This window comes from Pseudomonas sp. BR20 (assembly GCF_050780135.1).
Classification (GTDB): Bacteria; Pseudomonadota; Gammaproteobacteria; order Pseudomonadales; family Pseudomonadaceae; genus Aquipseudomonas.
Genome location: NZ_CP172012.1, coordinates 2,191,805 through 2,214,741, shown reverse-complemented (window position 1 = coordinate 2,214,741; position 22,937 = coordinate 2,191,805). Strand labels below are relative to the sequence as shown.

Annotated in this window: 19 protein-coding genes; 5 read left to right on the top strand and 14 right to left on the bottom strand. The window is 58.9% G+C overall.

The annotated features are described in order from the left end of the window. Window positions 1-24: 24 nt before the first annotated feature. From sucD to sdhC, 9 genes are all read right to left on the bottom strand, one after another. On the bottom strand, window positions 25-906 hold the full coding sequence (sucD, locus tag ACHPFG_RS10105) for a succinate--CoA ligase subunit alpha (RefSeq protein ID WP_003172813.1): 882 nt from the start codon (window positions 904-906) through the stop codon (window positions 25-27). Then, entirely contained in the window at window positions 906-2,072 is a 1,167-nt protein-coding gene (gene sucC / locus ACHPFG_RS10100) for an ADP-forming succinate--CoA ligase subunit beta (protein WP_003233235.1), read from the bottom strand. The genes sucD and sucC overlap by 1 nt, the downstream gene beginning before the upstream one ends. A gap of 204 nt (window positions 2,073-2,276) precedes the next feature. Beyond that, a complete protein-coding gene (gene lpdA / locus ACHPFG_RS10095; protein ID WP_065924490.1) occupies window positions 2,277-3,713 on the bottom strand; it encodes a dihydrolipoyl dehydrogenase in 1,437 nt (478 codons plus the stop codon). A 101-nt stretch (window positions 3,714-3,814) separates the two neighbouring features. Beyond that, the gene (gene odhB, locus ACHPFG_RS10090; RefSeq protein WP_065924489.1) at window positions 3,815-5,038 is read right to left on the bottom strand and encodes a 2-oxoglutarate dehydrogenase complex dihydrolipoyllysine-residue succinyltransferase; all 1,224 of its coding nucleotides are present in this window, start codon (window positions 5,036-5,038) and stop codon (window positions 3,815-3,817) included. A gap of 44 nt (window positions 5,039-5,082) precedes the next feature. Beyond that, a complete protein-coding gene (locus ACHPFG_RS10085) occupies window positions 5,083-7,914 on the bottom strand; it encodes a 2-oxoglutarate dehydrogenase E1 component (protein WP_431702272.1) in 2,832 nt (943 codons plus the stop codon). 261 nt (window positions 7,915-8,175) lie between these two features. Further along, complete coding sequence (locus ACHPFG_RS10080; protein ID WP_003172807.1) at window positions 8,176-8,880, bottom strand: succinate dehydrogenase iron-sulfur subunit; 705 nt, start codon at window positions 8,878-8,880, stop codon at window positions 8,176-8,178. 11 nt (window positions 8,881-8,891) lie between these two features. Next, window positions 8,892-10,664, bottom strand: a complete 1,773-nt coding sequence (sdhA, locus tag ACHPFG_RS10075; protein WP_053130512.1) for a succinate dehydrogenase flavoprotein subunit — start codon at window positions 10,662-10,664, stop codon at window positions 8,892-8,894. 3 nt (window positions 10,665-10,667) lie between these two features. After that, window positions 10,668-11,036, bottom strand: coding sequence for a succinate dehydrogenase, hydrophobic membrane anchor protein (sdhD, locus tag ACHPFG_RS10070; protein WP_003172805.1), 369 nt, complete (start codon window positions 11,034-11,036; stop codon window positions 10,668-10,670). Continuing rightward, complete coding sequence (gene sdhC, locus ACHPFG_RS10065) at window positions 11,030-11,404, bottom strand: succinate dehydrogenase, cytochrome b556 subunit (RefSeq protein WP_003172804.1); 375 nt, start codon at window positions 11,402-11,404, stop codon at window positions 11,030-11,032. The genes sdhD and sdhC overlap by 7 nt, the downstream gene beginning before the upstream one ends. 364 nt (window positions 11,405-11,768) lie before the next feature. Between sdhC and gltA the strand changes: the two genes are divergently transcribed. Beyond that, on the top strand, window positions 11,769-13,058 hold the full coding sequence (gene gltA / locus ACHPFG_RS10060; RefSeq protein WP_003172803.1) for a citrate synthase: 1,290 nt from the start codon (window positions 11,769-11,771) through the stop codon (window positions 13,056-13,058). A gap of 245 nt (window positions 13,059-13,303) precedes the next feature. On the opposite strand, the gene ACHPFG_RS10055 is transcribed toward gltA, so the two are convergent. The 3 genes from ACHPFG_RS10055 to ACHPFG_RS10045 form a co-directional block, all read right to left on the bottom strand. Next, the gene (locus tag ACHPFG_RS10055) at window positions 13,304-14,962 is read right to left on the bottom strand and encodes a cation acetate symporter (RefSeq protein ID WP_090407113.1); all 1,659 of its coding nucleotides are present in this window, start codon (window positions 14,960-14,962) and stop codon (window positions 13,304-13,306) included. Further along, window positions 14,959-15,270, bottom strand: coding sequence for a DUF485 domain-containing protein (locus tag ACHPFG_RS10050; protein ID WP_027607054.1), 312 nt, complete (start codon window positions 15,268-15,270; stop codon window positions 14,959-14,961). Before ACHPFG_RS10050 ends, ACHPFG_RS10055 begins: the two co-directional genes overlap by 4 nt. Before the next feature lie 262 nt (window positions 15,271-15,532). Beyond that, window positions 15,533-16,384: a glycine betaine ABC transporter substrate-binding protein gene (locus ACHPFG_RS10045; RefSeq protein ID WP_131699467.1), complete on the bottom strand. Its 852-nt coding sequence runs from the start codon at window positions 16,382-16,384 to the stop codon at window positions 15,533-15,535. Window positions 16,385-16,716: 332 nt separating this feature from the next. On the opposite strand from ACHPFG_RS10045, the gene ACHPFG_RS10040 reads away from it, so the two are divergent. Continuing rightward, window positions 16,717-18,270 carry a glycosyl hydrolase family 17 protein gene (locus ACHPFG_RS10040; RefSeq protein WP_431702271.1) on the top strand — a complete coding sequence of 518 codons (1,554 nt, stop codon included), beginning with the start codon at window positions 16,717-16,719 and terminating at the stop codon, window positions 18,268-18,270. Window positions 18,271-18,350: 80 nt separating this feature from the next. Here ACHPFG_RS10040 and ACHPFG_RS10035 read toward each other — a convergent pair whose 3' ends face one another. After that, window positions 18,351-18,719, bottom strand: a complete 369-nt coding sequence (locus ACHPFG_RS10035; protein WP_145338021.1) for a hypothetical protein — start codon at window positions 18,717-18,719, stop codon at window positions 18,351-18,353. 236 nt (window positions 18,720-18,955) lie between these two features. Between ACHPFG_RS10035 and ACHPFG_RS10030 the strand changes: the two genes are divergently transcribed. The 3 genes from ACHPFG_RS10030 (at window position 18,956) to ACHPFG_RS10020 (ending at window position 21,852) form a co-directional block, all read left to right on the top strand. Continuing rightward, complete coding sequence (locus ACHPFG_RS10030) at window positions 18,956-20,254, top strand: serine/threonine protein kinase (protein ID WP_431702270.1); 1,299 nt, start codon at window positions 18,956-18,958, stop codon at window positions 20,252-20,254. After that, window positions 20,247-21,035 (top strand): MlaA family lipoprotein, encoded by a 789-nt coding sequence (locus tag ACHPFG_RS10025; protein WP_065924483.1) that lies wholly within the window; start codon window positions 20,247-20,249, stop codon window positions 21,033-21,035. The genes ACHPFG_RS10030 and ACHPFG_RS10025 overlap by 8 nt, the downstream gene beginning before the upstream one ends. 307 nt (window positions 21,036-21,342) lie before the next feature. Further along, window positions 21,343-21,852 (top strand): hypothetical protein, encoded by a 510-nt coding sequence (locus ACHPFG_RS10020; protein ID WP_339452383.1) that lies wholly within the window; start codon window positions 21,343-21,345, stop codon window positions 21,850-21,852. 71 nt (window positions 21,853-21,923) lie between these two features. Here the strand turns inward: ACHPFG_RS10020 and ACHPFG_RS10015 are convergent, their stop codons facing one another. Continuing rightward, the gene (locus ACHPFG_RS10015) at window positions 21,924-22,838 is read right to left on the bottom strand and encodes a DUF808 domain-containing protein (protein ID WP_431702269.1); all 915 of its coding nucleotides are present in this window, start codon (window positions 22,836-22,838) and stop codon (window positions 21,924-21,926) included. Window positions 22,839-22,937: the final 99 nt, after the last annotated feature.

Genomic DNA, 22,937 nt, shown 5'->3' with positions numbered 1-22,937 from the left:
TAAAGCGTCAGCTAAGCGCGAGGCTTACTTGACAGCCCAACCGGTCAGCTCAGCCAAGGCCTTGCCGATGTCTGCCAGCGAACGCACGGTTTTAACGCCTGCGTCTTGCAATGCAGCGAATTTCTCGTCTGCAGTGCCTTTGCCGCCAGAGATGATTGCGCCAGCATGGCCCATGCGCTTGCCCGCAGGGGCAGTCACACCAGCGATGTAGGAAACAACCGGCTTGGTCACGTGTGCCTTGATGTAGGCAGCCGCTTCTTCTTCAGCCGAACCGCCGATCTCACCGATCATCACGATCGCTTCGGTCTTCGGGTCTTCCTGGAACAGCTTCAGGATGTCGATGAAGTTGGAGCCTGGGATCGGGTCACCGCCGATGCCGACGCAAGTCGACTGACCGAAACCGGCGTCAGTGGTCTGCTTCACAGCTTCGTAGGTCAGGGTGCCGGAACGGGAAACGATACCGACTTTACCTGGCAAGTGAATGTGACCTGGCATGATGCCGATCTTGCATTCGCCTGGAGTGATCACGCCTGGGCAGTTAGGGCCGATCAGGACTACGCCCAGCTCGTCGCACTTAACTTTAGCGTCCAGCATGTCCAGGGTAGGAATGCCTTCGGTGATGCAAACGATCAGCTTGATGCCGCCGAATGCCGCTTCCAGGATCGAGTCCTTGCAGAAAGGAGCTGGAACGTAGATCACGCTGGCGGTGGCGCCAGTGGCAGCTACAGCGTCTTTCACGGTGTTGAACACTGGCAGGCCCAGGTGCTCGGTGCCGCCTTTGCCCGGCGTTACGCCACCAACCATCTTGGTGCCGTATTCGATGGCTTGCTGGGTGTGGAAACTACCTTGCGAACCGGTAATACCCTGGCAGATAACTTTGGTGTCTTTATTGATCAGGACGCTCATTATTTGCCCTCCGCAGCTTTGACAACTTGTTGAGCAGCGTCGGTCAGGCTGGTAGCCGCGATGATGTTCAAACCGCTTTCTGCCAGTACTTTAGCGCCCAGTTCAGCGTTGTTGCCTTCAAGGCGAACAACAACCGGGATTTTAACGCCGACTTCTTTCACTGCACCGATGATGCCTTCGGCAATCATGTCGCAACGAACGATGCCGCCGAAGATGTTGACCAGTACTGCAGCGACGTTGGAGTCGGACAGGATGATCTTGAAGGCTTCGGTTACGCGTTCTTTGGTAGCACCACCGCCTACGTCGAGGAAGTTGGCTGGTTTGCCGCCATGCAGGTTGACGATGTCCATGGTACCCATGGCCAGGCCAGCACCGTTGACCATGCAACCGATGTTACCTTCCAGGGCTACGTAGTTCAGTTCGAACTTGGCAGCGTGCGCTTCGCGCGGATCGTCTTGCGACGGATCGTGGAAAGTCTTCAGCTTAGGCTGACGGTACATGGCGTTGGCGTCGATGTTGATCTTGGCGTCGAGGCAGTGCAGATCACCGTCAGCCTTGATCACCAGCGGGTTCACTTCCAGCAGGGCCAGATCGTGATCCTGGAACAGTTTGGCCAGACCTACGAAGATCTTGGCGAACTGGGCAACTTGCTTGCCTTCCAGACCCAACTGGAAAGCCAGCTCGCGACCCTGGAATGGCTGGGCGCCAACCAGTGGATCGATAGTGGCTTTCAGAATTTTTTCTGGGGTTTCGTGAGCGATCTTCTCGATGTCCACGCCACCTTCGGTGGAAGCCATGAACACGATGCGACGGCTCGAACGGTCAACGACAGCGCCCAGGTACAGCTCTTTAGCGATATCAGTGCACGATTCAACCAGGATCTTGGTGACTGGCTGGCCATTGGCATCAGTCTGGTAGGTCACCAGACGCTTGCCCAGCCACTGCTGTGCGAAGGCCTTGGCGTCTTCTTTGCTGCGAACCAGCTTAACGCCGCCCGCTTTACCGCGACCACCAGCGTGGACCTGGGCTTTGACAACCCACTCGGTGCCGCCGATCTTGTCGCAAGCTTCTGCTGCTGCTTCCGGGGTGTCTACTGCGTAGCCCTTGGAAACTGGCAGGCCGTATTCAGCGAACAGCTGCTTACCCTGATACTCGTGAAGATTCATGCTTTTTACCGTCTTCGTTAGGTACTGCGCATTCGGCGCTGCGCTCATTATGAGTGCCGCGCCACCTGTGACTGCTGCTTGCGCAACTTGCGGGGCTCAAGGCCCGTAAAGCTGCGCAAGACTGCGTCCAGCGGATATTCCGCGGTGAGTCTTGCGCGCAAGGCTCACGACGGGCAACTCCGCCGTGGTTTCTTATTATCTCGCTTAGCGCTTCTTCTTGTTGGCGATGTGGATGGCATGGCCATTCACTGCCAACGCGGCTTCGTGCAGCGCTTCGGACAGGGTCGGATGGGAGAAGACCATCATGCCGATGTCCTCGGCACTGGTGCCGAATTCCATACCGATCGCGCCCTGCTGAACCAGTTCTGCTGCGCCTGGGCCAATCACGTGGACGCCCAATACGCGGTCAGTCTTGGCATCAGCGATGACTTTGACAAAACCACCGGTGTCGTTGGCTGCCATGGCACGGCCAGAAGCGGCAAACGGAAAGGTGCCGACGTTAACTTCAACGCCTTCAGCTTTCAACTGCTGTTCGTTCTTGCCGACCCATGCAATTTCCGGGTGGGTGTAGATAACCGACGGGATCAGGTCGTAGTTCATCTGGGTTTTGTGACCCTTGATGCGCTCGACAACCATGATGCCTTCTTCGGAAGCCTTGTGCGCGAGCATCATGCCGCGAACCACGTCGCCAATGGCGTAGACGCCAGGAACGGTGGTAGCGCAGTGATCGTCAACGTGGATGAAGCCACGCTCGTCGATGTTCACGCCGCTGTCGGAAGCCAGCAGGTCGGTGGTCACTGGGCGGCGACCTACGGCTACGATCAGCTTGTCGAAAGTGATGGTCTGTTCGCCATCCTTGTCGGTGTAGGTCACAACGACTTCTTCGCCGTTAACCTTAGAGCCGGTCACGCGAGCGCCCAGCTTGATGTCCAGACCTTGTTTGGTCAGGGTTTTCAGCGCTTCCTTCGACACTGCAGTGTCAGCAGCCAGCAGGAACGTGTCCAAGGCTTCCAGCACGGTCACTTCGGAACCCAGGCGGGACCAGACCGAACCCAGTTCCAGGCCGATCACGCCAGCGCCGATCACGCCCAGGCGCTTAGGCACAGCCTGGAATTCCAGGGCGCCGGTCGAATCAACGATCACGTTCTGGTCGACAGGAGCCGGTGGAATGTCGATTGGACGCGAGCCTGGAGCCAGGATCACGTTCTCGGCTTCGATGATTTCTACCGAACCGTCCGGCTTGGTGATTTCAACTTTCTTGCCGGCCAGCAGTTTGCCGTGGCCTTGCAGGGAAGTTACGCCGTTGGCCTTGAACAAGGTCGCAACGCCGGAAGTCAGGCCTTTAACGATGTTGGCTTTACGGCCGACCATTGCTGGCACGTCCATGGTCACGCCAGCATGGTTGATACCGTGGATCGCGAAGCCGTCTTGGGCTTCGTGGAATTTCCAGGAGCTGTCCAGCAGCGCCTTGGAAGGAATGCAACCAACGTTCAGGCAAGTACCGCCCAGTGCCAGTTTGCCTTCCTTGTCGGTGTATTTTTCGATGCAAGCAGTCGAGAGGCCCAGTTGTGCGGCCTTGATGGCGGCAACGTAGCCGCCAGGACCCGCACCAATCACTACAACGTCAAATTTCTGCGACATGAAAATAGTTCCTCTATTTAGCAGCAAGCTTTCAAGCCGCAAGCCCCAAGCCCAACTGCCTTATCCGGCAATCTGTCACTTGAGGCCTGCAGCTGCTTCTATCAGATATCCAGCAGCAGACGAGCCGGGTCTTCCAGCAGGTTCTTGATGGTCACCAGGAAAGTCACGGCTTCTTTACCATCGATCAGACGGTGATCGTAAGACAGCGCCAGGTACATCATTGGGCGGATCACGACTTGGCCGTTGATGGCCATCGGACGCTGGATGATGTTGTGCATGCCCAGGATTGCAGCTTGTGGCGGGTTAACGATCGGCGTCGACATCATCGAACCGAAGGTACCACCGTTGGTGATGGTGAAGGTACCACCGGTCATCTCGTCGATGGTCAGCTTGCCGTCACGGGCTTTCTTGCCGAAGCCGGCGATGCCGCCTTCGATTTCGGCCAGGCTCATCAGCTCGGCGTTACGCAGGACCGGAACCACCAGGCCACGGTCGCTGGACACGGCAACGCCGACGTCTGCATAGCCGTGGTAAACGATGTCGCCGCCGTCGATGGAAGCGTTGACTGCCGGGAAGCGTTTCAGCGCTTCGGTGGCCGCTTTCACGAAGAACGACATGAAGCCCAGGCGCACGCCGTTGTGGGACTTCTCGAACAGATCCTTGTACTTCGAACGCAGGGCCATGACTTCGGTCATGTCGACTTCGTTGAACGTGGTCAGCATCGCCATGTTCGACTGTGCTTCAACCAGACGCTTGGCCACGGTGGCGCGAACACGGGTCATCGGTACACGCTTCTCGGTGCGGTCGCCGGCAGCGAACACAGGCGCGGCGGCAGCCGGTGCAGCAGCCTTGGCAGGCGCGGCAGCCGGAGCGTTTTTCTTCGCTTCAACCGCGGCAACCACGTCTTCCTTGGTCACACGGCCGTCTTTGCCAGTGCCTTTGATGGAAGCCAGGTTGATGCCGTTTTCTTCAGCCAGCTGACGCGCAGCCGGTGCAGCGATTGGATCTTCGCCACCCGCAGCCGGAGCGGCAGCAGGCGCCGAAGCAGCGGCCGGTGCAGCAGCGGCAGCAGGGGCAGCGGCAGCGCTGCCCTCTTCGATCGAGCCCAGCACCTGGTTCGACAGAACGGTAGCGCCTTCTTCGGCAACGATTGCGCCCAGCACGCCGTCAGCTTCGGCCAACACTTCCAGCACGACTTTGTCGGTCTCGATGTCGACGATCAGGTCGTCACGCTTGACGGCCTCACCTGGTTTCTTGTGCCAGGTGGCAACGGTGCCATCGGCAACCGATTCCGGGAATGACGGGGCTTTGATTTCGATAGCCATTATCTGTGGGTCCTTAAAATTCGGTTTCAGTCAGCGCGAAGGCGTTAAACAGTGAAAGCATCTTGCAGCAGTTTTTCCTGCTGCTCGGCGTGCATCGACGCATAACCACACGCAGGTGCAGCGGAAGCATCACGGCCGGCGTACTCCAGGCCCAGGGCCTTGTTGTGGTTACCGATGCTGCGACGCAGGTGATGCTGGCTGCTGTACCAAGCGCCCTGGTTCATCGGTTCTTCCTGACACCACACCACATTCGTGAGGTTGGTGTAAGGCGCGATGATCTCCATGAGGTCATCTTCCGGGAACGGGTAAAGCTGCTCGATACGCACGATGGCGATGTCTTCGCGGCCTTCGGCACGGCGTTTTTCCAGCAGGTCGTAGTAGACCTTGCCGCTGCACAGGATCAGGCGAGTGACCTTGGCCGCGTCCAACGTATCGATTTCTGGAATCACGGTCTGGAACGAACCGTCCGCCAGATCTTCCAGGGTCGAGATGGCCAATTTGTGACGCAGCAGCGATTTCGGGGTCAGCACTACCAGCGGCTTGCGCAGCGGGCGGATCACCTGGCGACGCAGCAAGTGGTAGATCTGAGCCGGGGTGGTCGGCACGCACACCTGGATGTTGTGCTCGGCGCACAGCTGCAGGTAACGCTCCAGACGGGCCGAGGAGTGCTCCGGCCCCTGACCTTCATAACCGTGTGGCAGCAGCATGGTCAGACCGCACAGGCGGCCCCACTTGTGCTCGCCGCTGGTGATGAACTGGTCGATCACCACCTGGGCACCGTTGGCGAAGTCGCCGAACTGGGCTTCCCAGATCACCAGCGCCTGCGGCGTGGTGGTCGAGTAACCGTATTCGAACGCCAGTACGGCTTCTTCGGACAGGAACGAATCGTACAGGTCGAAACGCGGCTGGCCTTCGTACAGGTTCTGCAACGGGATGTAGGTGCCCGCGTCTTTCTGGTTGTGCAATACCGCGTGACGGTGCGAGAACGTACCACGGCCGATGTCCTGGCCGGTCATGCGGATCGGGTGACCTTCGAACGCCAGGGTCGCGTACGCCATGGTTTCGGCATAACCCCAGTTGATCGGCAGGCCGCCGGCTTGCATCTTCTGACGGTCTTCGTAGATCTTCGCAACCTGGCGCTGCACCACGAAGCCTTCCGGAATTTCCAGCAGCTTGGCGGACAGTTCCTGCAGGGTCTTGAGGTCGAACGAGGTGTCGTGACGCGCGGTCCAGGTGTGACCCAGGTACGGACGCCAATCCACGAACAGCTCTTTGTTCGGCTCTTTGACCAGGCTTTTTACGACATGCAGGCCATTGTCCAGCGCATTGCGGTATTCATCGATTTTCGCCTGAACACGCGCGTCATCCAATATACCGGCCTTGGTCAGGCTTTCGGCATACAGCTCACGAGTGGTGCGCTGCTTGGTGATCTGCTGATACATCAACGGCTGGGTGCCGCTTGGTTCGTCGGCTTCGTTGTGACCGCGACGGCGGTAGCAAACCAGGTCGATCACCACGTCACGCTTGAACTGCATGCGGTAGTCGACAGCCAGTTGGGTCACGAACAGTACGGCTTCCGGATCATCGCCATTCACATGGAGGATCGGCGCCTGGATCATCTTGGCAACGTCGGTGGCGTACTCGGTGGAACGCGCGTCCAACGGGTTGCTGATGGTGAAACCCACCTGGTTGTTGATGACGATGTGAACAGTACCGCCGGTCTTGAAGCCGCGGGTCTGCGACATCTGGAACGTTTCCAGGACCACGCCTTGACCGGCGAATGCCGCGTCACCGTGGATGGAAATCGGCAGGACCTTTTCACCGGTGGTGTCGTTACGACGATCCTGGCGAGCACGGACCGAACCCTCGACCACTGGAGAAACGATTTCCAGGTGGGATGGGTTGAAGGCCATGGCCAGGTGAACTTCACCGCCGGTGGTCATCACGTTGGACGAGAAGCCCTGGTGGTATTTAACGTCACCGGAACCCAGCTCGACCTTCTTCTTGCCTTCGAACTCGTCGAACAGCTCACGCGGGTTCTTGCCGAAGGTGTTGACCAACACGTTCAGGCGACCACGGTGGGCCATGCCGATCACGATTTCCTTGGTGCCGTAGGAGCCGGAACGCTGGATCAGCTCGTCGAGCATCGGGATCAGGCTCTCGCCGCCTTCCAGGCCGAAACGCTTGGTGCCCGGGTATTTGGTACCCAGGTATTTTTCCAGGCCTTCGGCTGCGGTCACGCGCTCAAGCAGGTGGCTGCGCACGTCGGCGGACAATACCGGGCGGCCGCGTACGCCTTCCAGGCGATGCTGGAACCAGTGGCGTTGCTCGGAATCGGTGATGTGCGTGAACTCAGCGCCGATGGTGCGGCAATATGTCTGCTGCAACGCTTCGTGAATTTCGCGTAGGCTCGCTTCCTCTTTGCCGATGAACAGGTCGCCGGCACGGAAGGTCGTATCAAGATCGGCATTGGTCAAGCCGTAATGATTGATCGACAGGTCTGCAGGTGCAGGACGCTGCCAGAGCCCCAGCGGGTCAAGCTGGGCCGCCTGGTGGCCACGCATCCGGTAGGCCTGGATCAGTCGCAGTACTTCAACTTGCTTCTTCTCGTGCTCACTGCTCACGCTTCCGGCGGAAACCGGCTGGGCGCGGCGCTGGTTCTTTGCCAGCAGCACGAACTGATCGCGAATTGTTGCGTGCGATACATCGGTGGCAGCGTTGCCGTCTGAAGACAACGTCTGAAATTTGGTGCGCCATTCTTCTGGCACAGCGTTAGGGTCGTGCAGGTAGAGCTCATAAAGCTCTTCCACATAGGCAGCGTTACCACCTGAAAGATAGCCGCTGTTCCACATGCGCTGCATCACGCTTTCTTGCATGCTTGGTCACCCTCGATTTGGGGACACCACCGGCGAAAACACCGAGTTTGCTTGCAAAAGGCCAAGTGCAGCGACCAAAACAAGCCACTTAGGATCACGCTGATAGTTCGGGTACCAACCCGAATGCCCCTGCTTGTCTCATTTCTTCAAAATAAGAGCCGCGGCTTTGTAAGTCGCTGCTCAAGTTAAAACTACGGCGCCGGTTGAAGCCTGCGCCGCAGCATTTACGGGCACAACGGTCCTGCCTTGTTACAACGTCAGTTACACGCCACTCTGCAGCAGCATGTTACGGATGTGACCAATGGCCTTAGTCGGGTTCAGGCCTTTGGGACATACGTTGACGCAGTTCATGATCCCGCGGCAGCGGAATACGCTGAACGGGTCATCCAGCGAAGCCAGGCGCTCGGACGTCTTGGTATCACGGCTGTCTGCCAGGAAGCGGTACGCTTGCAGCAGGGCAGCTGGACCCAGGAACTTGTCCGGGTTCCACCAGAAGGACGGGCAAGAGGTCGAGCAGCAGGCGCACAGGATGCACTCGTACAGACCGTCGAGCTTTTCACGCTCTTCAGGGGACTGCAGACGCTCGATGGCCGGAGCCGGCGTATCGTTCTGCAGGAACGGCTTAACTTTCTCGTATTGCTTGTAGAAGATGCTCATATCGACGACCAGGTCACGGATAACCGGCAAACCTGGCAGAGGACGAACGATCAGCTTGTTGCCTTTAACAACAGCAGACAGCGGCGTGATGCACGCCAGGCCGTTTTTGCCGTTGATGTTCATGCCGTCGGAACCGCAAACACCTTCACGGCAAGAGCGACGATAGGAGAAACCCTCGTCCTGCTCTTTGATCAGTGCCAATACATCCAGCACCATCAGGTCTTTACCACCGGTATCGACCTGGAACTCCTGCATGAACGGCGCAGCGTCCTGATCAGGGTTGTAGCGATAAACACTGACTTTCAACATGGCAGCCACCCTTAGTAAGTCCGAATTTTCGGTTCAAACGTCGGAACCGTCTTCGGCGAGAAGTTCACAGCACGCTTGGTTACGCGCTTGTCACCCGGGAAGTACAGGGTGTGGCACAACCAGTTTTCGTCATCGCGATCTTCAAAGTCTTCACGAGCGTGGGCACCACGGGATTCTTTACGAACCTCGGCGGCGATCGCAGTCGCTTCAGCCACTTCCAGCAGGTTTTGCAGCTCAAGGGCTTCGATACGAGCGGTGTTGAACGCCTGGCTCTTATCGTTGATCTTGACGTTGGCGATGCGCTTGCGCAGATCGGCCAGCTGGGCAATACCCTTCTGCATGTATTCGCCGGTACGGAATACACCGAAGTAGTTCTGCATGCAGTTTTGCAGTTCGCGACGCAGGGTTGCCACGTCTTCGCCATCAGTCCGCTCGTTCAGAGCGTTCAGACGCGCCAGAGCGGCCTCGATGTTGGCGTCGGTGGCGTCATCGTATTCGATGCCGTCGGTCAGGGCTTTTTCCAGGTGCAGGCCAGCTGCGCGGCCGAATACCACCAGGTCGAGCAGCGAGTTGCCGCCCAGACGGTTGGCACCGTGTACCGATACACAAGCCACTTCGCCTACTGCGAACAGACCGTGGATGATCTCGTCCACGCCGTCGGCGTTCTGGGTGATCGCCTGGCCATGAATGTTGGTCGGAACACCGCCCATCATGTAGTGGCAGGTTGGAACAACCGGAACCGGAGCAACCACTGGGTCAACGTGGGCAAAGGTCTTGGACAGTTCACAGATACCCGGCAGGCGGCTGTGCAGCACTTCTTCACCCAGGTGATCGAGCTTCAGCAGTACGTGGTCACCATTCGGGCCACAGCCGTTACCGGCGATGATTTCCTTAACCATCGAACGAGCAACAACGTCACGACCCGCCAGGTCTTTCGCGTTCGGAGCATAACGCTCCATGAAACGCTCGCCGTGCTTGTTGATCAGGTAACCACCTTCACCACGGCAACCCTCGGTCACCAGTACACCGGCGCCGGCGATGCCGGTCGGGTGGAACTGCCACATTTCGATGTCTTGCACCGGCACGCCGGCACGCAGTGCCATGCCGACGCCGTCACCGGTGTTGATCAGGGCATTGGTGGTCGACGCGTAGATACGACCTGCACCGCCAGTCGCCAGAACAGTAGCCTTGGCGCGGATGTAGGTGGTTTCACCGGTTTCGATGCAGATGGCGATCACACCGACGAACTCGCCTTGTGCGTTCTTGACCAGGTCAACCGCGTAGTACTCGTTCAGGAATGTGGTACCGGCTTTCAGGTTGCCCTGATAAAGCGTGTGCAGCAGCGCGTGACCGGTACGGTCGGACGCGGCGCAGGTACGGGCAGCCTGGCCGCCTTTACCGTAATCCTTCGACTGGCCGCCGAATGGACGCTGGTAGATACGACCTTGTTCGGTACGGGAGAACGGCAGACCCATGTGGTCCAGCTCGAACACCGCGGCCGGGCCTTCCTGACACATGTATTCGATAGCGTCCTGGTCACCGATATAGTCGGAACCCTTGACGGTATCGTACATGTGCCAGCGCCAGTCGTCGTTCGGGTCGGCGGACGCGATGGCGCAGGTGATGCCACCCTGGGCCGATACGGTGTGGGAGCGCGTCGGGAACACCTTGGTGATCACGGCAGTCTTGTGACCGCCCTGGGCCAGCTGCAACGCCGCGCGCATGCCAGCACCGCCGCCACCAATAATGATGGCGTCGAATGAAATAGTTGGAATGTTAGCCATGAATCAGATACCCCAAAGAATCTGCACACCCCAGACGAAGTAAGCGAACATCGCGACGCCGCATACTGCCTGGAAGAGGAAACGGACTGCGGTCGCGGACTTGCCCAGCGCCATCGGCGTCAGGTAGTCAGTCGCGATGGTCCACATGCCGACCCAGGCGTGAGCGCCCAGGGCTACAAGGGCCAGCAGGCTGAAGATTCGCATCGCATTGTGGGAAAACAGCCCGTGCCATTGCTCGTAGCCAATGCCCGGGTTTGCGACGAGGTATCCGATCAGGAAAATGAAATAAGCCGCGAGAACGACCGCAGACACACGCTGCGCCATCCAGTCATAGAGGCCCGAACGCGATAGGTTCGTAACGCTGGTTACCATATCCAAACTCCTGCCAGAACGATCAGCACCACGGAAATGGCGATGATGATTTTCGAGCCCAGGCGGCCGCCTTCCAGCGTCTCACCGATGCCCATATCCATGATCAAGTGGCGCACACCGGCTACCAGGTGATAAAGCAGAGCGGACAGGAGGCCCCATGCTACGAACTTGGCCAGCGGGCTGGTCAAGCATGCCTTCACCTCGGCGTATCCTTCCTCGGAACCCAGGGATTTGCTCAATGCATAAAGCATGATGCCCAAGCCCAGGAACAGGATGATGCCGGAAACACGGTGCAGGAACGACGTAACGCCGGTGATGGGGAGTTTGATGGTCCTTAGGTCTAGGTTTACAGGTCGTTGGCTATTCACGGCTTTTTTTCACACTGAAGAGCCCCTAACAATCAGGGCAAAGTTGTTGGGGAGTGCACTGGTCAGGTAAGCACCACCCAGGGAGTGCGACCCCCAATGAAAGCAAGCCCAAAAGCCCTTGGCGGTCGGTGGCCGAGTATAGACAGTTAGGTTACTAATGACAACGCGCGCTCCTCACCCTAATAGCGGATTGCGCTGGCGAGATAAAAGGCGTAAACGGCAGGCAATTTCGAGGAAAAAGTAGGCTTAAAGCCTTCTGGGGCAAGACTTTAGGCAAATTGACATCTGAATTTATCTCACTATAGTGGTGCGGGCCCTGCGTGGGGGGTCTGTCTGATGATTTGAAGCATAAATAGGAGGCCACATGGCTGACAAAAAAGCGCAGTTGATCATCGAGGGCGCAGCCCCCGTCGAGCTGCCCATTTTAACCGGCACCGTTGGTCCCGATGTTATCGACGTACGGGGCCTGACGGCCACGGGCCGTTTCACTTTCGACCCAGGTTTCATGTCGACCGCCTCTTGCGAGTCGAAGATCACCTATATCGACGGCGACAATGGCATCCTGCTGCACCGGGGCTACCCGATCGAGCAACTGGCTGAAAAATCGGACTACCTGGAAACCTGCTACCTGCTGCTAAATGGCGAATTGCCAACAGCCGAGCAAAAAGCCCAGTTCGTCAGCACCGTGAAGAACCACACCATGGTTCACGAGCAGTTGAAGACCTTCTTCAACGGCTTCCGTCGCGACGCCCACCCGATGGCCGTCATGTGCGGCGTGGTCGGCGCCCTGTCGGCCTTCTATCACGACTCTCTCGACATCAATAACCCGCAGCATCGCGAAATTTCCGCGATCCGCCTGGTTGCCAAGATGCCGACCCTGGCCGCAATGGTTTACAAGTACTCCATGGGTCAACCCATGATGTACCCGCGCAACGACCTGACGTACGCGGAAAACTTCCTGCACATGATGTTCAACACCCCGTGCGAGATCAAACCGATCAGCCCGGTGCTGGCCAAGGCAATGGACCGGATCTTCATCCTCCACGCCGACCACGAGCAAAACGCCTCGACGTCCACCGTGCGCCTGGCAGGCTCTTCGGGTGCCAACCCGTTCGCCTGTATCGCCGCCGGCATCGCCGCGCTGTGGGGCCCTGCCCACGGCGGTGCGAACGAAGCCGTATTGACCATGCTCGATGAAATCGGCGATGTGTCCAACATCGACAAGTTCATCGCCAAGGCCAAGGACAAGAACGATCCGTTCAAGTTGATGGGCTTCGGTCACCGGGTCTACAAGAACCGCGACCCGCGCGCCACCGTCATGAAACAGACCTGCGACGAAGTGTTGAAGGAACTGGGCATCAAGAACGATCCGCAACTCGAACTGGCCATGCGCCTGGAAGAGATCGCCCTGACCGACCCGTACTTCATCGAACGCTCGCTGTACCCGAACGTCGACTTCTACTCGGGGATCATCCTCAAGGCGATCGGCATTCCAACCAGCATGTTCACCGTGATCTTCGCCCTGGCGCGGACCGTGGGCTGGATCTCCCACTGGAAAGAAATGCTCTCCAGCCCGTACAAGATTGGCCGCCCGCGCCAGTTGTACACCGGCTACGAGTCGCGTGACATTACCAAGCTGGAAGATCGCAAGTAAGCACCTTTTAGCAGCACCGAAAACGGCCTCCCTCAGTGGAGGCCGTTTTTATTTGTGTCGACTGATCTACCACCATCGGGGGCAAGCCCCTCCCCCCACATTGAACTGCATTCCAAATGATGTACTCGGTTAACTGTAGGAGAGGGGGGTTGCCCCCGATGGCATTGGCACAAGCACCTTCATAACCTCCAGACAAAAAAATGCCCCGGCCTTTCGACCGGGGCATTTCTTATCCAGCTACAACCTTAGTGATTAACCGCCCCACTCGCCCCCAGGCCAGTCTGCGAACGCACAAACTGCGGGAAGTACAGTGCACGTTCTTTCTCTGCCGCCGCCGACTTGTCGGTGATGGAGAAGAACCAGATGCCGACGAACGCGATGATCATCGAGAACAGCGCCGGGTACTCGTACGGGAAGATGGCTTTTTCGTGATGCAGGATCGAGACCCAGATGGTCGGACCCAGGATCATCAGGCCAACGGCACTGACCAGGCCCAGCCAGCCGCCAATCATCGCGCCACGGGTGGTGAGGTTTTTCCAGTACATGGAAAGCAGCAGTACCGGGAAGTTACAGCTGGCGGCAATCGAGAACGCCAGGCCGACCATGAACGCGATGTTCTGGCTTTCGAACAGGATACCCAGACCAATCGCCAGCACGGCCAGGGCGATGGTGGTGATCTTCGATACGCGAATCTCATCCTTCTCGTTGGCCTTGCCCTTCTTGATCACGCTGGCGTACAGGTCATGGGACACCGCCGAAGCACCGGCCAGGGTCAAACCGGCAACCACTGCCAGGATGGTGGCGAAGGCCACAGCCGAGATGAAGCCCAGGAAGATACTGCCGCCCACCGCGTTGGCCAGGTGCACCGCCGCCATGTTGTTACCACCGAGCAAGGCGCCTGCAGCATCCTTGAACGCCGGGTTGGTACTGACCAGCAGGATCGCGCCGAAGCCGATAATAAAGGTCAGGATATAGAAGTAGCCGATGAAGCCAGTGGCATACAGCACGCTCTTACGCGCTTCCTTGGCGTCGCTTACAGTGAAGAAGCGCATCAGGATGTGCGGCAGGCCGGCGGTACCGAACATCAGTGCCAGGCCCAGGGAGAACGCAGAGATCGGGTCTTTCACCAGGCCGCCGGGGCTCATGATCGCTTCACCTTTAGGGTGAACCTTGATCGCCTCGGAGAACAGCATGTTGAAGTCGAAGTTGACGTGCTTCATCACCATCAGCGCCATGAACGAAGCACCGGACAGCAACAGCACCGCCTTGATGATCTGCACCCAGGTGGTCGCCAGCATGCCGCCGAACAGCACGTACATGCACATCAGGATCCCTACCAGGATCACCGCCACATGGTAGTCGAGGCCGAACAGCAGCTGGATCAGCTTGCCCGCACCCACCATTTGCGCGATCAGGTAGAACGCCACCACGACCAGGGAACCACAGGCCGACAGGCTGCGGATCTGGGTTTGCCCGAGGCGATAGGACGCCACGTCGGCAAACGTGTACTTGCCCAGGTTACGCAGGCGCTCGGCGATCAGGAACAGAATGATCGGCCAGCCCACCAGGAAGCCGATCGAGTAGATCAGGCCGTCGTAGCCAGAGGTGAACACCAGTGCGGAAATACCCAGGAAGGACGCGGCCGACATGTAGTCGCCGGCAATGGCCAGGCCATTCTGGAAACCGGTGATCTTGCCGCCGGCCGCATAGTAGTCGGCCGCCGACTTGTTGCGCTTGGACGCCCAGTAGGTGATGCACAACGTCGCGCCGACAAAGGCCACGAACATCAGGATCGCTGCGATATTCAGCGGTTGTTTGTGCACTTCACCGGTCAATGCATCCGCCGCCCAAACAGCGGGCGCGAAGACCGAAGCGCCGAATACAGCCAATAGACGACGGATCATTGCGCAGCCTCCTTGAGAATCGCATTGTTCAGGTCGTCGAATTCGCCGTTGGCGCGTCGCACATAGATGCCGGTGAGGACAAAGGCCGAGACAATCAGCCCGACCCCGATGGGGATGCCCCAGGTGATGGATGAGCCGGGGCTGAGTTTAGCCCCCAGTACTTGTGGCCCGTAGGCGATCAACAGAATGAATCCGGAGTACAGCCCTAGCATGATCGCCGAGAGAATCCAGGCGAACCTTTCCCTTTTTCTCACCAGCTCCTTGAAACGCGGGCTGTTTTGAATCGAGAGGTAAATGCTGTCGTTCATTGTTTTTATCCTCGCAGCACAGCTTTTTTATTATTGGAACGTATCCACTGTATGCGGCTACGGAACAGGTTCCAGACGACCTTAGTAGTAGACGGAGTGTAGCGAGGGATTGAGAGGGCGCAGAAACATTTGCGGGTGACGAAAATAATGTGGGAGAGGGCTTGCTCCCGGTAGCGGTGAGCCAGTCAGATCATTGCCGACTGACACTCCGCTATCGGGGGCAAGCCCCCTCCCACAGGGGGTGTATCAAGGCATTGGGGGGTTATTTACCGATCCATTCGGCAACGCGCTCAGGGTGCTTGGCAACCCAGTCCTTCGCGGCCGCGTCTGGCTTGGCACCTTCCTGGATAGCGAGCATGACTTCGCCGATCTCATCCTTGGAGGCCCACTGGAATTTCTTCAGGAAGGCCGCGACTTCCGGCGCTTTCTTCTCCAGGCCCTTGCTGCCGATGCTGTTGACGGTTTCAGCAGCACCATAAATCCCTTTTGGATCGTCCAGGAAACGCAGTTTCCACTTGGCGAACATCCAGTGTGGCACCCAGCCGGTGACCGCAATGGATTCCTGTTTGTCTTCGGCACGGGTCAGCTCGGCGATCATCGCCGCACCCGAACTGGCTTGCAGCTTATAGTCGAGGCCGTACTGCTTGATGGCTTCGTCGGTCTTGAGCATCACGCCTGAACCGGCATCGATGCCGACGATCTTGTTCTTGAAGGTGGTATCGGTCTTGAGGTCTTCAATGGACTTGGCCTTGACGTACTCAGGCACGATCAAGCCGATCTTCGCATCCTTGAAGTTGGGGCCGTAGTCGACCACCTTGTCCTTGTTCTTGGTCCAGTACTCGCCGTGGGTCACGGGCAGCCAGGCGGAGAGCATGGCATCGAGCTTGCCGGTGGCCACGCCTTGCCACATGATCCCGGTGGCGACCGCTTGCAGTTTCACGTCATAACCGAGCTTTGCCTTAATCACCTCTGCCGCCACGTGCGTGGTGGCAACGCTGTCGGACCAGCCATCTACATAACCGATGCTCAGAGTTTTGCTGTCGGCGCTGGCCAGTGTGGAGCTCATCGCAACTACCAGAGTGGCAGCTGCGCCCAAGAGTCGTCGCATCTTCATCGTACTTCCCCGAAAGTGCTGCGCCCGACGGATGTCGAGCGACGTCAACCTGTTGTTATGTGGTGCGCCGCGCCCCCTTCACGCGCATCGATCCGGCTGCTGCGACATCAGTGGAGTGCTGACACGTCGATCATCAACCTGCCGGGGCCTTCGACCTGCTCTGTCAGCGACCTCATGCAAGCAAGAAACGACATCACATCGCCAGTAGGACTTTTTGTAGGACTTAACCCCACATTCCCGCCTGAACTTTGCATGTCAAAATTATGCAGCCCCACTGGGATAGCGCAAATCCGGGTAAGATGCGCGCCTTTGCTCCCCCAGATAAGCCGACCATGCCCGCGACTGCCCGCTTCCCTGCCCTGCCCTATTGCTTCGCTTTGATCCTCGGCCTGCTGGCCCTGACTGGTTACTGGTATGGCCTAGGCCGGCCGGTGGTGCTGCCCGATGTGGCCAGTGCCAGTCACAAGCTGCAATGTGCGTCGTACACACCGTTCGACAAGGACCAATCGCCCTTCGACCAACCGTTCAAACTGCGCCCCGAGCGCATGGACGCCGACCTCGCACTGCTGGCCACCCGCTTCGAATGCATCCGCACCTACTCCATGACCGGGCTGGAAGCCTTGCCGGACCTGGCGCGCAAGCATGGCCTAAAGGTGATGGCTGGTGCCTGGGTCAGCAGTGACCCAGTGACAACCGAAAAGGAGATCGACGAGCTGATCGCGTCCGCCAACGCCAACCCCGATGTGGTCACCTCGGTGATCGTCGGCAACGAAGCCCTGCTGCGCAAGGAAGTCACCGCCAAACAGCTGGTGACGCTGATCCATAAAGTCAAAAGCCAGATCAAGCAGCCGGTCACCTATGCCGACGTCTGGGAGTTCTGGCTGCAGCACCCGGAAATCGCTCCGGCGGTGGACTTCCTGACCATCCACCTGCTGCCGTACTGGGAAGATGACCCCTCCGGCATCGACCAGGCCCTCAAGCATGTGGGCGATGTACGCCAGACTTTTGGCAACAAATTCGCGCCCAAGGACATATTGATCGGCGAGACCGGCTGGCCCAGCGAAGGTCGCCAGCGCGAAACCGCAGTGCCGAGCCGGGTCAATGAAGCCAAGTTCATGCGCGGTTTCGTGGCCATGGCCGAAGCCAATGGCTGGCACTACAACCTGATCGAAGCGTTCGACCAACCGTGGAAGCGCGCCAGTGAAGGCGCCGTGGGCGGTTACTGGGGCCTGTTCGATGCCGATCGCCAGGACAAGGGCATCCTCGCCGGGCCGGTGACCAATGTGCCGTACTGGCCGCTGTGGCTGGGAGTGGGCGGGATTATCCTGCTGGGCACGTTGGTGCTCGGTGGTCGCGTTCGCAGCACTCGTGCCGCGATGGCCTTGCCTCTGCTGGGTGCGGTGGCTGCCTGCTCCATCGGTACCTGGGCTGAACTGACCCGCGTGACTGCGCGTTTCAACGATGAGTGGGTATGGGCCGGTTTACTCGTGGCGCTGAACCTGCTGGTGCTGGCCCACGCAGCCCTGGCCCTGAGTGCCCGGGAAGGCTGGCGCGAACGGGCGTTCAGTTGGCTGGAACAACGCGCAGGCTGGCTGGTGGCAATCACCGGGTTTGCCGGCGCAGTGATGATGCTGGCACTGGTGTTTGACCCACGCTACCGCAGCTTCCCAAGTGCAGCACTGCTGCTGCCGGCCTTGGTGTACCTGGTTCGCCCGGTGACCGGGCCACGCCGGGAGATCGCCCTGCTGACCTTTATCATCGGTGCCGGCATTGCGCCGCAATTGTACCGTGAAGGTCTGCTGAACCAGCAGGCGTGGGGTTGGGCGCTGGTCAGCGGGTTGATGGTTGTGGCTTTGTGGCGGTGCTTGCGGGTGCGCAAGGCTTAAGAGCGCCATCGGGGGCAAGCCCCCTCCCACCTTTGGAATGCGTTCTCAGGTGGAAGGGGGCTTGCCCCCGATTGGCCTTATCAGGCGCCCCGCGGCTGCCTGACCAACCTCAACCCCGCAATCACTACCGCAAACACCGCAAACGTGGTGTTGTACAACGCCAGGGCCGGGAACCCGAACACCAGCCCCAGCACCGCCAAGCCCCATCCCGCACGGCCCGGTACGAAAAATGCCAGTACCGCCGTCACCAGCGCGGCCCAGCCCAGCACCTTGAAGTGGATCATCAAGCCCAGGTTCGAACGCACCTGGCATTCCCAGCGGCTGGCCTCGTCGGCACAGATGCCGACCCACTGGCCATCTTCCATAAAGCCATAACGTGCGCCATAACTGGCAGCCAGCCATAACGGCAGGGCAATAAGCAGCAGAATCAGCGGCAAGCGGCGGGACATGGAGCACTCCGATAGGCAAAAACGGCGCTCAGCTTAATGCGCCGGCGGCCGTTAGCAAGGTGCATACACACAATTAGTGTTCACTAATGCATGGCAAAGTGTATCGTCTCGCTACTATTACCCCGATTCCGACGTTATTTTCCGACTTTTAGTGCCGAAGGCTGGCACTTCGGTGGCAACGCGGTGGTCATAGCCTGCGAACTTCATTAAGCACGTTTCCTCTTAGGGATTAAGTCATGCTCCGTTCCTTGCGCTGTGCTGCCTTACTGGGCAGCCTTTTTTTGAGTGCGTCAGCACTGGCCGTCGATATCGACCCAGCCAGCTATGGCTACCCTTTGACCAACCCGTTCGAAGCGACCATCGCCACCACACCGCCTGACCTTCGGCCTTCATTGCCGACTGATGACGAGATCAACCAGTCCGACTACACCCTGAATATGCGCCCCGAGCGCGAGTTCAGCCTGCCGGACAATTTCTGGGCAGTGAAGAAACTCACTTACCGCATCGCCAAGCAGGATCGTGCTGCGCCGCTGATCTTCCTGATCGCAGGCACCGGTGCGCGGTTTGACAGCAGCATCAACGAATACCTGAAAAAACTGTATTACCAGGCCGGCTACCACGTGGTGCAACTGTCGTCGCCCACCAGCTTCGACTTCATCGCCTCTGCGTCGCGCTTCGCCACCCCCGGCATCAGCCAGGAAGATGCCGAAGACATGTACCGCGTGATGCAAGCCGTGCGCGCACAGAACGCTTCGCTGCCGGTGACCGACTTCTACCTCACCGGCTACAGCCTCGGCGCGCTGGATGCGGCGTTTGTCAGCAAGCTCGACGAGACCCGCCGCAGCTTCAACTTCAAGAAAGTGCTGCTGCTCAACCCGCCGGTCAACCTCTACACCTCGATCACCAACCTCGACAAGCTGGTACAGACCGAGGTCAAGGGCATCAACAACACCACCACGTTCTATGAACTGGTGTTGAACAAGCTGACCCGTTACTTCCAGCAAAAGGGCTACATCGACCTCAATGACGCCCTGCTCTACGACTTCCAGCAATCCAAGCAGCACCTGACCAACGAACAGATGGCCATGCTGATCGGCACCTCGTTCCGCTTCTCGGCGGCCGACATCGCCTTTACTTCGGACCTGATCAACCGCCGTGGCCTGATCATCCCGCCGAAGTACCCGATCAGCGAAGGCACCAGCCTCACGCCGTTCCTCAAGCGTGCGCTGCAGTGCGACTTCGACTGCTACCTCACCGAACAGGTGATCCCGATGTGGCGCGCCCGCTCCGACGGCGGCAGCCTGCTACAACTGGTTGACCAGGTCAGCCTGTACGCCCTCAAGGACTACCTGCACGCCAGCCCGAAAATCGCCGTCATGCACAACGCCGACGACGTGATCCTCGGCCCGGGCGACCTTGGTTTCCTGCGTAAAACCTTCGGCGATCGCTTGACCGTCTACCCGCTGGGCGGCCATTGCGGCAACCTCAATTACCGCGTCAACGCCGACGCCATGCTGGAGTTCTTCCGTGGCTAAATATCTTCTGCTGCTCGCCGCCCTGATGTGTGCGGGCGTAGCCAATGCCGACAACAGCAAGGCTCACGCGCCTGTGGTGATGGACTCCGACGGTTTCAAGGAGCCGTTGAGCAAACTCAAGTTCAACCCGGGCCTGGACCAGCGTGAGTTCGAACGCTCATCGGTCAACGCGCTGAATGTGTATGACCCGTTGGAGTCATGGAACCGCCGCGTGTACCACTTCAACTACCGCTTCGACCAATGGGTGTTCCTGCCGGTGGTCGATGGTTACCGCTACGTCACGCCAAGCTTCCTGCGCACCGGCGTGAGCAACTTCTTCAACAACCTGGGCGACGTGCCCAACCTGTTGAACAGCCTGCTGCAACTCAAAGGCCACCGTTCCCTGGAAACCACCGGGCGCCTGCTGCTCAACACCACCGTCGGCGTCGCCGGCCTGTGGGACCCGGCGACCGCCATGGGCCTGCCGCGCCAGAGCGAAGACTTCGGCCAGACCCTGGGCTTCTACGGCGTGCCCGGCGGTGCCTACCTGGTACTGCCGATCTTCGGCCCGTCGAACCTGCGTGACACCGGCGGCTTGCTGGTGGACTACACCGCCGAGTCGCAGATCAACTTCCTGAACGTCTCCGAAGTCAGCTCCAACCACCCGGAAATCTGGGCCCTGCGCGCGGTGGACAAGCGCTACCAGACCAGCTTCCGCTACGGTCAGATGAACTCGCCGTTCGAGTATGAAAAGGTGCGGTATATCTATACGGAATCACGCAAATTGCAGATTGCCGAGTAAATAACACCGACAAAAAAGGCCATTCGAATGAATGGCCTTTTTTTTGCGCGGAGTGGCGGCAACAGCAGCATGACTGGAACCACCCGCACAGGAATGCGACGGACCATCCGACCGAGCTTCCGGGTAAGCAACAGCCCATAGACACCGATGGCCATAAGCTTGGTTACGCAAACCGGTAATTTCCCCCACACGCAGCTCACTAAATTTCCTAGATATCCGGGAACCGTTTCTTTTTATAAAACCACCTAAGGCGCGAACCCACGGGTTCCCTAATCAGATGCCTAATCATTAAAAACGGAAAACCTTGATGAATGTAGACCGCCCCGGCCCTAGCGGCTCCAATCAATACAATACCGGATACGCCCAGGCAAACGGCCCGTCAGGCCCCCAGTCGTCGATAGACCGGCAGGGGCACGACTCTATCAGTGCACCTACCGGCAATACGGGCAGGGCACCTGGCGATCATCGCAGCGTCGACGCCATCACCAGCACCCCGCTTTTTGCGAGCGCGCGCGAGGCGCTCAAGGATGACAATCTGACGGGGATCAAGTCTCAGACAGGTGACTGGGACGACGTGAATGCATCGGACGATACTCGGGCCGACCGGGCCGCAAATGCCGAGCGCGTATTCCGATACACCGACGCCAAGGGCGGCACCGAGTCGACACCAAATAACAACCAGATAGAAGGGGCGATTTACACCCGGCCAATGATGCTAGGCGCCAGTTCTGACAGTAGCTATGACTACGTGGAGGGTTCGGAAGCAAACACGCTTTCTAACTTCGCGCAGAACGGCTACAAAGCCTTCGCTCAGTAATCGGCAGGCTGCAAGCAGCGGGCGTGACGACGCTCGCTGCGCTAATACACGTCGGTGGCCTGACTGAAATGTCAGTCCCTCGCAGTCCGCCATAACCGACCGACCACCGACACCACAACCAATACCGCCGCCCCGGCGACAATCCCCACACCCGCGTTCAACAGGGTCGGCATCAGCCACGCCACCCCACCGACACTCTGGCTCACCGTTTCCACCCAATGATGCACCACCGGCACGCCATGGGTAAGGATGCCGCCACCGACCATGAACATCGCCGCCGTGCCAATCACCGACAGGCTCTTCATCATGTACGGCGCCGTCCGCAGAATCCCGCCGCCGATACTGCGTGCCACCTGGCCGGGCTTTTGGGTGAGCCACAGGCCCAGGTCATCCAGCTTGACGATGCCGGCCACCAGCCCGTAAACGCCGATGGTCATGACGATGGCAATGCCCGATAGGACGATCACTTGCTGCATCAACGGCGCATCGGCCACAGTGCCGAGGGTGATGGCGATGATTTCCGCGGAGAGAATGAAGTCGGTACGGATCGCGCCTTTGATCTTGTCCTTTTCAAAGGCCACCAGATCAGTGGCCGGGTCGGCCACCGCTTCAACCAGCTGCGTGTGTTCGGCCTGGACTTCAGCCTTGCTGTGCAGGAACTTATGCGCGAGTTTCTCGAAACCTTCGAAACACAGATACGCGCCACCGAGCATCAACAACGGTGTCACGGCCCAAGGGGCGAAGGCGCTGATCAACAACGCAGTGGGCACCAGGATCAACTTGTTGATGAAGGAACCCTTGGCAACGGCCCATACCACCGGAATTTCCCGCTCGGCACGCACGCCGGAAACCTGCTGGGCATTTAGCGCGAGGTCATCGCCGAGCACCCCGGCGGTCTTCTTCGCGGCCACTTTTGTCATCAGGGCAACGTCATCGAGTACTGCGGCGATATCGTCGATCAACACCAACAAGCTGCTTCCTGCCATGAATCGGGCTTCCTTAAGAGAGGGATGGGCGGAGCATAACGCGGCGCAGGGCTTTGCGGGCACATTGTTGAGGCCCGCGGATGGCCGGTGCTACCATGC

Excerpts from the sequence above, each read along its gene's own strand:
- sucD (WP_003172813.1), bottom strand. The coding sequence starts at position 906 with ATGAGCGTCCTGATCAATAAAGACACCAAAGTTATCTGCCAGGGTATT.
- sucC (WP_003233235.1), bottom strand. The coding sequence starts at position 2,072 with ATGAATCTTCACGAGTATCAGGGTAAGCAGCTGTTCGCTGAATACGGC.
- lpdA (WP_065924490.1), bottom strand. The coding sequence starts at position 3,713 with ATGTCGCAGAAATTTGACGTTGTAGTGATTGGTGCGGGTCCTGGCGGC.
- odhB (WP_065924489.1), bottom strand. The coding sequence starts at position 5,038 with ATGGCTATCGAAATCAAAGCCCCGTCATTCCCGGAATCGGTTGCCGAT.
- ACHPFG_RS10085 (WP_431702272.1), bottom strand. The coding sequence starts at position 7,914 with ATGCAAGAAAGCGTGATGCAGCGCATGTGGAACAGCGGCTATCTTTCA.
- ACHPFG_RS10080 (WP_003172807.1), bottom strand. The coding sequence starts at position 8,880 with ATGTTGAAAGTCAGTGTTTATCGCTACAACCCTGATCAGGACGCTGCG.
- sdhA (WP_053130512.1), bottom strand. The coding sequence starts at position 10,664 with ATGGCTAACATTCCAACTATTTCATTCGACGCCATCATTATTGGTGGC.
- sdhD (WP_003172805.1), bottom strand. The coding sequence starts at position 11,036 with ATGGTAACCAGCGTTACGAACCTATCGCGTTCGGGCCTCTATGACTGG.
- gltA (WP_003172803.1), top strand. The coding sequence starts at position 11,769 with ATGGCTGACAAAAAAGCGCAGTTGATCATCGAGGGCGCAGCCCCCGTC.
- ACHPFG_RS10055 (WP_090407113.1), bottom strand. The coding sequence starts at position 14,962 with ATGATCCGTCGTCTATTGGCTGTATTCGGCGCTTCGGTCTTCGCGCCC.
- ACHPFG_RS10050 (WP_027607054.1), bottom strand. The coding sequence starts at position 15,270 with ATGAACGACAGCATTTACCTCTCGATTCAAAACAGCCCGCGTTTCAAG.
- ACHPFG_RS10045 (WP_131699467.1), bottom strand. The coding sequence starts at position 16,384 with ATGAAGATGCGACGACTCTTGGGCGCAGCTGCCACTCTGGTAGTTGCG.
- ACHPFG_RS10040 (WP_431702271.1), top strand. The coding sequence starts at position 16,717 with ATGCCCGCGACTGCCCGCTTCCCTGCCCTGCCCTATTGCTTCGCTTTG.
- ACHPFG_RS10035 (WP_145338021.1), bottom strand. The coding sequence starts at position 18,719 with ATGTCCCGCCGCTTGCCGCTGATTCTGCTGCTTATTGCCCTGCCGTTA.
- ACHPFG_RS10030 (WP_431702270.1), top strand. The coding sequence starts at position 18,956 with ATGCTCCGTTCCTTGCGCTGTGCTGCCTTACTGGGCAGCCTTTTTTTG.
- ACHPFG_RS10020 (WP_339452383.1), top strand. The coding sequence starts at position 21,343 with ATGAATGTAGACCGCCCCGGCCCTAGCGGCTCCAATCAATACAATACC.
- ACHPFG_RS10015 (WP_431702269.1), bottom strand. The coding sequence starts at position 22,838 with ATGGCAGGAAGCAGCTTGTTGGTGTTGATCGACGATATCGCCGCAGTA.